At 47.5% G+C, this 14,217-nt stretch carries 8 protein-coding genes; 5 read left to right on the forward strand and 3 right to left on the reverse strand.

The features are described from left to right. Positions 1-68 precede the first annotated feature (68 nt). Entirely contained in the window at positions 69-2,621 is a 2,553-nt protein-coding gene (locus V202x_RS01080; RefSeq protein WP_145170418.1) for a DUF1080 domain-containing protein, read from the forward strand. A 132-nt stretch (positions 2,622-2,753) separates the two neighbouring features. Beyond that, positions 2,754-4,835: an ATP-dependent helicase gene (locus V202x_RS01085; protein WP_145170420.1), complete on the forward strand. Its 2,082-nt coding sequence runs from the start codon at positions 2,754-2,756 to the stop codon at positions 4,833-4,835. A 17-nt stretch (positions 4,836-4,852) separates the two neighbouring features. Here V202x_RS01085 and V202x_RS01090 read toward each other — a convergent pair whose 3' ends face one another. Beyond that, entirely contained in the window at positions 4,853-6,076 is a 1,224-nt protein-coding gene (locus tag V202x_RS01090; protein ID WP_145170422.1) for a class I SAM-dependent RNA methyltransferase, read from the reverse strand. Positions 6,077-6,212: 136 nt separating this feature from the next. Between V202x_RS01090 and V202x_RS01095 the strand changes: the two genes are divergently transcribed. From V202x_RS01095 to V202x_RS01105, 3 genes are all read left to right on the forward strand, one after another. After that, the gene (locus V202x_RS01095; RefSeq protein ID WP_145170424.1) at positions 6,213-7,205 is read left to right on the forward strand and encodes a sugar phosphate isomerase/epimerase family protein; all 993 of its coding nucleotides are present in this window, start codon (positions 6,213-6,215) and stop codon (positions 7,203-7,205) included. 106 nt (positions 7,206-7,311) lie between these two features. After that, positions 7,312-8,751, forward strand: a complete 1,440-nt coding sequence (locus V202x_RS01100; RefSeq protein WP_145170426.1) for a sulfatase — start codon at positions 7,312-7,314, stop codon at positions 8,749-8,751. 48 nt (positions 8,752-8,799) lie between these two features. Continuing rightward, the gene (locus tag V202x_RS01105; RefSeq protein WP_197993156.1) at positions 8,800-10,464 is read left to right on the forward strand and encodes an arylsulfatase; all 1,665 of its coding nucleotides are present in this window, start codon (positions 8,800-8,802) and stop codon (positions 10,462-10,464) included. A 24-nt stretch (positions 10,465-10,488) separates the two neighbouring features. Here V202x_RS01105 and V202x_RS01110 read toward each other — a convergent pair whose 3' ends face one another. After that, on the reverse strand, positions 10,489-11,613 hold the full coding sequence (locus V202x_RS01110; RefSeq protein ID WP_145170428.1) for a hypothetical protein: 1,125 nt from the start codon (positions 11,611-11,613) through the stop codon (positions 10,489-10,491). A 274-nt stretch (positions 11,614-11,887) separates the two neighbouring features. Then, complete coding sequence (locus V202x_RS01115) at positions 11,888-14,062, reverse strand: cation:dicarboxylate symporter family transporter (RefSeq protein WP_145170430.1); 2,175 nt, start codon at positions 14,060-14,062, stop codon at positions 11,888-11,890. Positions 14,063-14,217: the final 155 nt, after the last annotated feature.

The following is a 14,217-nucleotide window of genomic DNA, read 5'->3' on the forward strand; positions in this document are numbered from 1 at the left end:
CACATAGAAATGGTTTTTGATTTTCCGACTATTTTTTACACATCCTTTCCCTCGAGGAATTCGTGCTCATGTTTGCTTTGAAGTATCCTGTGATCCTGTTACTTTCTTTTTCTCTGCTGCTTAACGTAGCACCCGCCAAAACCGATACGAAAAATGACTCTAAAAAAGAGACGGCACGGTTGGTGAAGGTTCTGAATTCTGATGCAGACACCCATACCAAAGCGATGGCCTGTCGCCGTCTGGCTGCCATAGGTCATCAGTCGGCAATTGCTTCCCTTGCGAACTACCTTAACGATGCAAAACTGGCAACGTATGCTCGCTCTGCTCTGGAAAACATTCCCGATCAAGGGGCAGATGATGCGCTGCGAAACGCTCTAACAGAAGTGAAAGGAAATCTACTGGTTGGCGTGATCAATTCGATTGGCAAGCGTAAAGACGAGAAAGCAACCGGAGATCTGACAAAGCTTCTCTCAGATAAAAATACAAAGATTGCCATCGCTGCTGCACATGCTTTGGGTTCGATTGGTACTAAATCCGCAGCAGACGCGTTGCAGGCTGCGATTGGCAAAGGGGATGAGAAGTTACAGCGTGAAGTGGGTTTTGCGTGTTTGATGTGTGCTCGTTCGCTGGCAAAAAAAGGAGACAAACAAACGGCGATCGCCTTGACAGAACTCGTTCACAAAGCCGATTTGCCGAAAAATATCAAGGTGGCGGCCATGCAACTGACGATAGTGCTTAAAGGTAAAGCGGGACTCGGATTGCTGGCTCAGGAACTCAAGTCAGAAGACCTTTCCCGGTTTCGTTCTGGTTTACAAGCGGCCCGCGATTTGGGTAAACAGTCCACTTCCACACTCATCAATGTGTTTAACGCGCTTCCTGACGAACGCAAAGCTCTTGTGATCGCCGCTTTGAGTCTTTCACATGATTCGACAGCACTGCCTTTGATTCGCAAAGTGGCAGCTACACGGTCGGAACCGCTCAAACTTCAGGCGATTTATGCATTAGGCGAACTGGAACCTGTTTTGGACAAAAACGCTCAACTTCAGGTTTTGAACGACCTGTTTGGTCTATTGAAGCAAAACAATTCTGAAATCGTGTCTGCAGCGCAAGCTGTCATCACCCAAATCAGTTCCAGCCAACCTCCTGAAAAAGTGAACGCTTTAATTGAGTCAAATACACGAAAACTGGTTGAGAGCGAAGGACTCCCACAGCAACTGATGGGGCTGCAACTGGCGGGGGCGTGCCGTATTGATTCTGTAACCCCAACATTGCTTTCATTAGCCAGTCATTCTAATACTGAGGTCAAGCAAGCAGCCATCAAAGCACTGGGGGGTACGACTTCTACGGCCACTCTTTCTCAGCTAATCGCGCTGGCATTAAAGAATCCGAATGATAAAACCACCAGTGACGCCCTTAAAGCGGCCTGTTCGCGTTTGCCTTTAGATCAGACCGCACAAGCGTTGGCGACTGCGATGCAGGGCGCTACAACTGAACAAAAACAGCTCCTGCTGAAGCAACTGGCGGCCATTGGAGGCGAAACGGCACTCAAGACTATTGTCAAAGCAGCGCGTTCGAACAATGACGCTTTACAAAACACCGCCACCGACTTATTGGGGAAGTGGGTCAGTATTGATGTCGCTCCTGCGTTGTTGGATCTCGCAAAAAATCTGGAGAACCGAAAATACAAAATTCGTTCTCTTCGCGGTTATATTCGCGTTGCTCGCCAGCTCAACATGACGCCGGAACAACGTCTGGAAGTCTGTCGCAATACGCTGGCGAATGCAGAACGGAACGATGAACGAAAACTGGTCTTTGAAGTTTTACGACGCTATCCAAATCCCCTGGCAGTGAACTATACGGTTTCTCTGCTCAAAGACAAACAGCTCAATGTGCCTGCTAGTTCTATAATAGTTTCTTGGGCAGAACGAGGCACTCCCGTCGATGCTGACCTGCTGCAAAACGCCTTGCAACAGGTCATCGCGACCACTTCTAATGCCAACCTGAAACAACGGGCTACACAGCAACTGGAGCGTGTGCGAATTCAGGCAAAACAGGACGAACAAGGGTCAGGCTTCCAATCTCTGTTTGATGGCAAGTCATTTGACGGTTGGCATGGCAATAAAAAGATTTTCCGAATCGAGGATGGAGAAATTGTTGGTGGCAGTCTGATTGAGAAAGTGGAGCGTAATGAGTTTTTGCGTTCCAACAAGGAATACGATGATTTTGAACTCAAGCTGGAATTCAAATTACGCGGTGATAAAACCAATGCGGGTATACAAATTCGTACGGCGGAAATTCCCGATCATCATGAAGTCATTGGATATCAGGCGGACCTGGGTACCGGTTACTGGGGCTGTTTGTATGACGAATCCCGCCGCAAAAAAATTCTGGCTGGACCACCAAAAGACCAACGAACTTTGCCAATTCGCATGGATGATTGGAACACGTATCGCATCCGCTGTGAAGGTCCACGGATTCAGCTCTGGATTAACGGAGTACAGACGGTCGACTTTACCGAAGACGATCCGAAGATTCCGCTCAAGGGAATTATCGCATTACAGATTCATGGGAACCTCGTCAATCAGGTGCATTATCGTAATATTCGCCTGCGGGAACTATGAGCGATCGTTTACGGAAGAGGAAAAACAGCAGTTCATCAACAATTTTGAGATCCGCCCCTTGCGATAACTTTCTGCCCGGCGAAAATAGAGAATAAGCAGACACGTAATTCTTTCGACCGCGGTGGGGCACGGATGTCAGACATTCCAGCAGAACTTGAAGACCTATTTAAACAGCTCAATCCAGAACAGCAGGCAGCCGCCTGTCATGAGTCTGGCCCACTGCTGATTATTGCGGGGGCTGGTACAGGCAAAACGACGACATTGTCACACCGTGTTGCTTATCTGATTGCGCAAGGCGTCGATCCCAGCCGCATCTTACTGCTTACATTCTCTCGGCGGGCTGCGAATGAAATGATTCGTCGTGTCGATGCGCTACTACGTACGTTGGGTGACGGTCGAGAGAGATCGTCCTCTGCACGGTCGCGCAGCATCTGGGGAGGCACATTTCATTCGACGGCCGCCCGATTGCTGAGACGTTATGGGCAAGCCATCAATCTGCCGGATGACTTTACCATCATTGATCGTAGCGATGCCGAAGATTTAATGAGCTCGATTCGCAGCGAAATGGAGTTGGGCAACAACGGTAAGAAGTTCCCCCGTAAAGGGACACTGGTGGAGATTTACAGCCGTTGTGTAAACACCTGTTTGAAGCTGGAGCCGATTCTGGAACGACATTATCCATGGTGCCTGGAGCATGTGAATGACCTCAAAAAACTGTTTCAGGCGTTTGTGGACCGCAAAGAAAAACAGAACATACTCGATTACGACGATTTACTACTCTTCTGGCATGCACTTGGATCTGACCCTGCTGGTGGCAAACTGTTACGTGGCCAGTTCGAAGCGATTCTAGTCGACGAGTATCAGGACACAAATGTTTTGCAGTCAGGCATTTTGAAAAACTTGTCTCCCGACGGAAACGGTCTGACAGTTGTGGGCGATGATGCACAATCGATTTATTCCTTTCGGGCGGCGACCGTGCGGAATATTCTGGACTTCCCGGAAGAATATCCTGGCACAACGGTGGTCACGCTGGAAGAGAATTATCGTAGCACACAACCGATTTTGCAGGCGACGAACCAGATTATCGACGAAGCCCATGAGCGGTTTGAGAAAAATCTCTGGTCAGCGAAAATTGCAGGGGAAGCCCCGTATATCATCGACTGCAGTGATAACAATGAGCAAGCTGATTTTGTTGTACAGCAGGTTCTCGAACATCGAGAGGCTGGCATGCCCCTGCATCAACAGGCGGTTTTGTTTCGAGCCTCGCACCATAGCCTGTCGCTCGAAGTCGAACTGGCGCGACGTAATATTGCCTATCACAAATATGGTGGTTTGAAATTTATTGAAACGGCGCACGTCAAAGATTTAATGGCCTATTTACGACTGGCAGAAAATCCGCGTGATGCCGTTTCCGGTCTGCGAGTTCTGACACTCCTGCCTGGTATCGGTCAGAAGAAAGCACAACAATTATTAAATCTGCTGGCGGATTCCCAGTTTCGATTCGATGCATGGTTGGAATTCAAACCGCCGGCGGCAACCGCCGAGCATTGGCCTTTATTTGTGCGATTGATGAAAAACCTGTCTTCGCCTCAGTCGGAAAAGCGAGGCATTTCAGCCGAAGTTCATCAGGTGCGCACCTTTTATGCGCCGTTACTGGATCAACAGTATGATAACGCGACATCCCGTCAACGCGATCTGGAACAATTGGAACAGGTTGCTAGCCGCTTTAACAGTCGCATGAGTTTTCTGGAAGAGATCACCCTTGATCCTCCCAGTTCCACACAAGATGTCACTGCGGCATCAGGTCAGGACGATGATGATTTTCTTGTTTTGAGTACGATCCACTCTTCGAAAGGGCTGGAGTGGGATGCCGTGTATGTGTTGCAGGCCGCCGATGGCAGCATTCCATCCGAAATGTCATTGGAGAGTAATGACGAAATTGATGAAGAGCGCCGCCTGTTTTATGTAGCACTCACGCGGGCGAAGAACTGGCTTTATGTCTGTTTTCCACATCGGCAGTATTTCCAGAACCGTCGCTGGAATCAGGCACATAGTTATGCACAATTGACGCGGTTTATCTCCTCGAAGACGATTCCACTATTCCAACGTCGGCCTGCTTTCAATGCAGAAGATTTGGACACACCAGAGGACGCGCAGATCGAGACGACGGCGGAAGACATTCGCAAGAATATTCGTAATATGTGGTCTGCCTGATCGACGACACTCGCGTTTTATTCTTCTTCGTTTGCCGTTTCGGTATCGACTGGCTTTTCATCCGTCGATTTTTTACTGGCACTGGTTGCTTGATCCCAGGGTGTTTTTTTGCGTGGCGGCGGTGGGCCAGGAAATTGGTAATACGTGCATTCAATGCGGCCGTTATATAATTTTCGGCGGCGTGCTTTGCGACCAAAGATGCGCTCAAAACCGGGATGAGACGTCAGTACATAAATGGACCACATTTCTAACGGTTCGCACACACGTTTCATTTCGCGATAAATTTTTTCGGCATCTTCTTTCTCACCCAGGCGTTCTCCATATGGAGGATTGGTAATCAGGCAACCATATTTGCGGGGCGTGCTTAATTCAGAAAGCGGTTGTTCTTGAAAGTGTATGTGTTCTTCCATCCCTGATTGCTGTGCGTGATAGCGGGCCATGCGAATCATGGCAGGGTCGATATCGTAGCCCTGCAAACGGAAAGCGATGTCATTACGCATCAGATCGTGGGCTTCCTCGCGGGCGGCCTCCCATAACTCAGCAGAAAGTTGCTGCCAGCCTTCAGAAGTAAAATCGCGATTGATACCGGGGGCGGTATTGGTTCCAATTAAGGCGGCTTCGATGGGGATGGTTCCTGAACCGCAACACGGGTCAATAAAAGGACGTTCACGATTCCAGTAACTTAATTGAATTAACCCGGCGGCTAAGGTTTCTTTCAATTGTGCTCCGGCGGTCAACTTGCGATAGCCGCGCTTGTGCAGGCTGGGGCCTGTGGTGTCGATACAAACCGATGCTTTATCTTTCAGGATCGAAACGCTGACCGAATACAGGGGACCATCTTCGGGGAACCAGTCTTTAATGTAATGCTGCTTCAAGCGTTCGGCAATCGCTTTCTTCACCACCTTCTGTGAGTTTTTAGCGCTGTTGATCTTCGAACGAACCGTCGATACTCTGACGGGAAACTGCACAGAGGGAGGCATCCAGCGCTCCCACTCGAGATCTCGGACCTCCTCAAACAGATCGTCAAAATCAAAGGCCGTGAATTCACCAAGGCATACCAACACTCGGTCTGCACTGCGGAGCCAGAGATTGCAGCGACAGATGGCATTCAGATCGCCTTGAAATGTGACGCGTCCGTTTTCGACCGTCTGATCTTCGTATCCCAGTTGTTTTAATTCGCGCGAAATCACGGCTTCCAGGCCAAAAGCAGAAGTGGCTACGAGAGTTATTGGCTCGGACATACTGGCGGGGTATCACTTTCGAATTCAGTAAAACAAACAATATCCGGTAGAAAAAGGGCAGAGGGATGATCATACTACTATATATGGACCCAAACGAAATTCTACAAGACAATTGATCATAGAGAAGGTTTTCACAATGCGGAATGCTCTGCCCCCTTATAATCGGCTCCCTCGCCGTGATTTTTTGAAACAGGCCTCCCTGAACGTTTTAGCGGGTACTGCTCTAGTCAATGGCCTGTCTGAACAAAACACATCAAAGGCGGGGGAGCAGCCCAAAACGAAATCGGGCAATGGTTACCAACTGGGGGCATTTACAAAGAGCTTTCAGGATATGCCTATTTCCGACGTTTGCCGGGCATTCCAATCGATTGGTCTGGACGGTCTTGATCTGACCGTGCGTCCCAAGGGGCATATTTTACCAGAAAATGTAGAAAAAGAACTGCCACAGGCATGTGCTGCGGCCAAAGCGGCAGGCGTCAAAGTTCTCTTTCTGACCACCATGATTACTGAGCCTGACAAAAACGCAGAACGGATTCTGGCAACCGCGCAAGAGCAGGGGATTGATCGAATCAAAATCGGCTACTACCGTTACAAGGAGTTTGGCACGCTGGCTCAGCAGTTAAAAGCAACAAGCAAGCAAATTGGCAAGGTTGCAAAACTGGCACAAAAATATAACGTGTTGCCTTGCGTGCATGTGCACTCGAACAACTTTCTGCCTTCGCATGGAACGCAGTTGTATCAAATGATTCAAGACTATTCGCCTCAGGAGGTCGGCGCGTATGTCGATATGTTGCATATGGTCAAGGAAGGTAGCGGCGATGGCTGGCGTCAGGGACTTGATCTGTTAGCACCCTGGATTGCTCTCTGTGCCGTTAAGAATTTTGCCTGGGAACGAGGCGAGGGACGAGACAAAAAAGGGCATCAGAAGTGGGAAGTCAAGACTGTGCCCGTGGCTGACGGGATTTCACCGATTCCGGATTATGTCGACGCGCTGCGGAAACTAGGTTATGAAGGAATCTTTTCACTTCATAGTGAGTTTAAAGGTCGCCACAGTTGGAAACAGCTTTCAACAGAGGAGTGTCTGGCACAAACGGCCGTAGATGCGAAATATTTTCGTTCGCTGTGGTAAGGTGAGATTAACATTTTCTGAGTGGAATGGCGCTAGCCACCGGTAATTTAAAAACAGTAGAACCGGCGGCTAGCGCCGAACCGCTCACTTTTCAGGTTGTGATGCCATGTACGTGAAGTGTTTGATTACGTTACTCAGTGTGTTGAGTTGTTTGATCACAACTAGGGCGGATGCTGCGTCACAAAAACCAAACGTAGTCTTAATCATGTGTGATGATCTCGGTTGGGGAGATACTGGCTTTAACGGAAATAAAATCATCCAAACTCCACATCTGGACGAGATGGCGAAAGCGGGAGTCATCCTGAAACGATTTTATGCGGGAGCGCCGGTATGCAGTCCGACGCGTGGCAGTTGTCTGACGGGCCGCAATCCCTTTCGGTATGGGATTGTGACAGCCAACAAGGGGCACATGAAAGCTCAGGAGATTACTCTGGCAGAATTATTAAAAGACCACGGTTATCGTACAGGGCATTTCGGGAAATGGCATCTGGGAACACTGACGAAAACGGTTCGCGAATCGAATCGGGGGGGACCAAAAAATATCAAAGACTTTTCACCTCCCTGGCAGAACGGATTCGAAGCCTGTTTTTCCACCGAAGCGAAAGTTCCCACCTGGGATCCGATGCTCAAGCCAGCCGGAAAGGCTCCTGGAAAAGGTTGGGCAGCGATTGAAGAGGGCGAACCTACCAAACCATATGGCACGCATTACTGGAATTCAGCAGGCGAGATCGTTAAAGATAACTTACGCGGTGATGATTCGAAAATTATTATGGACCGTGCCTTACCGTTTATTAAAAGCAGTACGAGAGCAGAGAAACCGTTTTTCTGCGTGATCTGGTTTCATACGCCACATCTGCCTGTGGTTGCAGGGCCCCGTTATCGAGACATGTATCAGAAGTATGATCTTTATCACAGTAACTATTATGGTTGTATTACTGCGATGGACGAGCAGATAGGACGCTTGCGGGCGCAATTGAAACAACTGAATTCTGCTGAAAATACAATGCTCTGGTTCTGCTCTGACAATGGTCCAGAAGGCAATGCTCGTGCCCCCGGTTCTGCGGGTCCGTTTCGTGGGCGCAAACGTGACTTGTTTGAAGGAGGCATTCGTGTGCCCGCGCTATTGGAATGGCCGGCCAAAATTCACCCTGGTACCGAAACCAGCTTTCCAATGGTGACCAGTGATTATCTACCGACGATCCTGGCGGCTATGGAGTTGCCAGTTCAAGCAGATCGTCCCATTGATGGAATGAATCTCTGGCCTGTTTTTGCAAACAAGGTAAAACATCGCCAGCAGCCGATTGGCTTTCAATTCCAGAAAAACGCGGCCTGGGTGACCGATCGCTATAAACTGCTTAGAAAACAGCAAAGGTCGAAAACAGAGTATCAATTGTTTGACCTGCTTGCTGATCCAACGGAAAGCAAAGATATTTCTAAAGAACATCCTGAACTCGTTGCACGGTATCAGACAGAATTAGAACGCTGGATGAAATCCTGTGAGCAAAGTAACCAGGGCCACGATTATCAAACAAAAAAGCAGCCTTAAGTATTATCAAATCGCAAAGTTAACGACGCATTTATCTGAAAGACCAACATGAATTTTATGAAGTCGCTCTTCAGCTTAGCCTTATTTGTAACTCTATTTACCTCACGCAGTCTGTATGCAGTTGAGACATCACGTCCGAATGTCATTCTCATTATGGTCGATGATATGGGGTTCTCAGATATTGGTTGTTACGGCGGTGAAATTGAAACACCGAATCTCGATGCGCTGGCTGCCGGGGGCGTGCGGTTTTCTCAGTTTTATAACTCGGGTCGCTGTTGTCCCACTCGCGCCACCTTGATGACGGGCTTGCACCCTCATCAGACAGGCATTGGCTGGATGACCAATCCGCCTGGAAATAAAAGAGGTGACTCAAAACCGCCGGCCTATCAAGGGTATTTGAACCGTAATTGCGTCACAGTTGCTGAAGTATTGAAGCAGGCGAACTACGCAACCTATATGGCGGGGAAATGGCATCTTGGCTATAGCGTGCGTGATTGCTGGCCACTGCAACGTGGTTATGAAAAATATTTTGGTTGTGTCTCGGGTGCGACGCGTTTCTTTTATCCTATTGAACCACGGGGAATGACGTTTGGTAATGAAAATATCAAAACTCCTCCCAGCACAACCGATCGCCCTTTTTATACTACTGATGCCTTCACTGATTATGCGATTCGCTTTCTGGGAGAACATCAACAGGAGAACTCACAAAAAGAGAAACCGTTTTTCCTGTATCTGGCTTATACCGCTCCACATTGGCCACTTCAGGCACATGAAGAAGACATTGATAAATATCGCGGAAGATACAAGATCGGCTGGGACGAGTTACGTAAGCAGCGTTTCGCACGACAAAAGAAATCGGGTCTGATTTCTAGAGACACCAGGCTCTCACCGCGTGATAAATCTGTTCCCGCCTGGGATTCATTGAGTGCGGAAAAACAAAAAGAGATGGCGCTCAAGATGGCCATCTATGCCGCGATGGTTGATCGTGTTGATCAGAATATTGGCAAGCTCGTCAACTGGCTCAAAGACCATCAGCAATATGAAAACACGTTGATCCTGTTTCTGTCCGACAATGGGGGTTGTGCAGAGGGGGGTAAGTTGGGACGTGGGGAATTTCTCGACATCGAAAAACGAAATCAAGAGACAGCGAACAGCTACGGTGCTGCCTGGGCCAATGCTTCGAATACTCCCTTTCGCCTGTATAAGCATTATGCTCACGAAGGCGGAAGTGCGACTCCCTTCATCATGCACTGGCCACAGCAGATCAGACCAAGTCAAGAGTGGTTCCGTGAACCGGCGCAATTAATCGATGTCATGCCCACCATCGTCGATGTTGCCGGAGCATCGTATCCGAAAGAACATAAAGGCAAATCGATTCATACACTGGATGGTATTTCGTTAAAACCTGCGATGAAGGGGAAAAGCTTAGACCGCGCTGCTCCGCTTTTCATCGAACATGAGAACAACGCATTTGTGAGAGCCGGGAACTGGAAACTGGTGGGTCGCGGCGTCTCTCCCGCTGGCGGACTGAAGCCCGAGAAGTGGGAACTGTATGACGTACATAAAGACCGTACGGAATTGAATAACCTCGCGAGTAGTCATCCCGAAAAAGTGAATGAACTATCGACCCAATGGCAAGCCTGGGCGAAGCGAGTCAATGTGTTTCCGAAGCAAAAAAAGCCTGTGAAGAATCGAAAGAAGAGGACTAAATAATAGGCTCGAAAAATGAATATGAAGTTATTTCGCTTTGAATACAAAATCTTTTACAGGGACGAGACCTTGCCGATCTTGGATGAATGCCTGATTCTTAATGGAGTCCCACATACGCTCGCCGTATTGCAGGTCGAGTGATTTGACTTCAAAAAGGTTTAGTTCAATCGGGAGGTTTAATTTGGATTCGATTAATGTAACGGTACGACTTCTAATCAATTCTTCCTCTTGGCCCTCTTTGTTTTGAAAGTGTTCGATACTTACTTTTTCTGGTAAATAGATCCCGTCTACTTTTTTGTATCTAAAGATGCGTTTGTGCCGTAGTTTTAGACCGGAGTATTGTTCATATTTTGTGGTATTAAAACCATACCTGGAATCGTATGTTACTTTATAAATGTTCGGTGTGGCTTTGGGGCTCATAGGCTTAAATTTCTTGGTCACGATAAAAAATTTATCACCAGATGTGTTTGTTTTTTCTATGATCGATACCATCATCAAAGCTTTCTGCTTTTGTTCGTCTCCTTTCTTTCCACTGAGCGCTGTGGCATACATGTCACAATTATTTGCAAAGGAATCCGAGAAATCTGAGCCGCTTCCAAATAAACCTCTGGGATCAAAAAAACGGCCATTCGAGTGCAGATCATACTTCAGCAAGCGATATAATATTCTACCACTGATATTTTGGTGAAATTCTTTACGTCGTCCGAAGTGATTTTCTGAGAGTGCAAAACTCTCTTCTCTTCTCACAATCCATTGTGAATTCAGCCAGCTATTTGCTTTAACATGCTCTTGTGGTATCAGCTGGAGATTATCTGGTTTTACGGATAACTCATAATTTACGCGCAGCTTGTCCTGTTTTTGGTCCAGCCAGAATGGTAGTTGGCCTTGAGTGATCTCCCAATATCCACTGCCTTCGTTTCGCTTCGGGATTTTAAAATGGACTTTGTCGAAGAAACGGTAGGTTCCCTGCCAGGTTTGGATGGAATCCAAATTACTAGATAACTGTTTTGCGAGGAATGCAAAGGCTTTTTGGATTTCCTTTGGATTCAGTTTCCGTTCATTGTCATCTGTTGGTGGTGCTGCCCTCATTATCGCCGGAGAATTCAGCAAAAAAGTCAGGGACATCAGTGTGAGTGACAAACGACCAAGCATAATTCACTCCTCGCAAGAATTTACTTCGACACGAAAATTACTTTCATCACTGGAAAGCTTGAAGATTATATCACAATTCTGAAGAGAAAGTTCAAGTCGCTTTATCTACTGAAATTTTGGGTTAGATCAATCCAGGAAGTAATTTGTAGTAGCTGTATTCTACTTTTAGTCGAGCACTGTCGGACAAGCCGACAGTGGCACCCTGCATTGGCAGCTTTTTTTGTTCGTAGTCGGGTTCCACTGGTGACTCGTCACCAGTGCTGTGAAAACATTTCTAATCAATCCAATGCAGGACGTTGCGGATGATCGACCAGCGCGGGGGTGTTCTCTCTTCGTTTTTGCCAAGGATCCAGTAATTGTAGAGCGTTTGAAAGGCGCCTTCCTTCTTTTTGAGTTCGAGCCAGACTTCCATGAATTCTTCGAACTCCACATCGTGTGCTCCCAGGTAATACAAGGGAACGCGAATATCTTTCCGAAAAGGATTCACAACAGAAAACTTCGGATACAAGAGTGTCCAGGCCGAACCGGTCTCGGCACTGGTGACCAGGATACTTGCATCTCCCGCTTCGCCTTCAAAAAATTCCTCTTCAGATTCAATTTGAACAAATGAGGCATTCGGAAAATATTCGTGTGCTTTTTCATCAAAAAAGCTATTGGACACAACGGCGATTTTCAAATCTTTAGAATTTCGAAATTCCTCGAAATCCAAAAAGACGGCTTTGCGATAGTCGGGTAAGACGATGGCGAGTGTAACGTCCATATAAGAATCGGCCACAGGGAATGCGGTGGCACGTTCGATGGTACCTTCCAGACCTGACATCGCCAGATCGAAGTGATCTTCATCAAGCTGTTTGATGAGGGTATTCGGAGTGAACGGAATGAATTCGATGGCCACACCTAGATCGTCGGCCAGGCGATGTGCCATATCAATATCAAAACCGACCAGTTGATTTTGTTCATTGAAATAGGAAAATGGCAAACGTTTGCCATCAAATCCGAGTCGAATTACCCCACGGCGTCTAATGCGGTCGATTCTGGTTTCCCCCGGCATGATGGCGACCGGATTTGGTGTTGATTTCTTGAGGATTGTATAAGGGACATCAGGAAACAATAATTGCCGATCCGCAATCATCGCCTTGGATTGATAAAGGTCTTTGAAAGTGTAATTCAAAACGGTATGAATTCCAGCAATGACAATGCCGGCAATGCACAACCAGAGTAGCGAGTAAGAAATAAATCTTTTCCATTGAATTTTGAGGGTTCCCGACAATGAGGCGGCAGCGAGGATAGCAAAGGAAAACAGATAAATCGAACGGAGTGCATCTCCCAGACGCGTGGTATAGATGCCGACTGCCAGATAGAGTTGAAAAATATCATGGGGAATATGCATCAGGTCGAGTAGCCAGGGGATTGTAACGGCAGGTTTGGCAAAGGAACCGGCCATGCCTAAGGATAAAAATTTGGGGTATTGGTCTGGTAATAAACTCTCACCATAAAACCAGGCCGAAAAGGGAATAAAAATCAATCCGATAATCCTTCCCAGATCGGGAAAGGGGAATACGAGGGGAACTAAAACATCCGGAGAGCCACCGCTATTTTCTTTTTCCAGATGATAGCGGTCCAGAATCTCGCGAGCCGCTTCGACGATTAATGGCAGCACAGCGAAGGTGTTGCCTAACACGAATGCTGCGATGACCGCGGTTTGTGAAACCTTTAATGCGTCCCAGTATCTTACGGGAGTGCAGACTGAAATCAGCATCGGTAGAATTCCGACTGCGAGAAGCAGCGTCGCGGCTGAGAAGGTGATTAGATAAGCCTGGAGCAATCCGAATTTTTCAAACGGCAGTGTGCCGACGGCGTACGAGACGATCGCAAAGATTCCAAAAGGAGAAATATGAACCACAAAGCGGTTGAGTCTCATTAATGCCTGCACTGCAACCGTTAGTGGATCCAGCAAATGATCCCGATTCGAAAGACTGCTTAAAGCGATACCTAGTCCGATGGAGAAGATGACGACGGCAGGAACCGCGTTGTTCGCAAGTGAGAAAAAGGGATTTGCGGGCACGAATAAATCATACAGGCTTTCGTTTTGTGTCCCCTGGATGATGCTGGTGCTAAAAAACGCTCCCTTTTGCCAGAAAGGAAACGCCAGGGACATCAGACAGACAGAAAACAGACCAATACACCATAAAATGATCAGGAGAACAATGACCGTCAGAGCCATATTCCGTGTCTGTTTTAATGAGATACGGCCCAAATTCAGAATCAGTGAAAGTGTAATGTAGGGCAGGACGGTCATCTGCAAGAGACCAATGAAAATCTCCCCGATTGATTTCAGAGGGGCGCACAGATCACCAAAGAAAAGACCACACAGAATTCCCAGAAACAGACTTGTTAGAATCCAAGTTGTTAACCCGGGTTTGAAATGCTTCTGTGTTACTTCGCCCATTCGCCAAATCCTTGCGCATCAACGTGCCAGCAAAGACTTCCTTATCAAGCTCAAAATGAAATCTGTTACTTGAAATGGATAATTCTTTGCGAAACGTGTATGTTTCCAGTAGATAACGTAACTATGAATGTGAATCGAGACAATCAATGCGTTCG

It is taken from the genome of Gimesia aquarii, from assembly GCF_007748175.1.
GTDB classification, from domain to species: domain Bacteria; phylum Planctomycetota; class Planctomycetia; order Planctomycetales; family Planctomycetaceae; genus Gimesia; species Gimesia aquarii_A.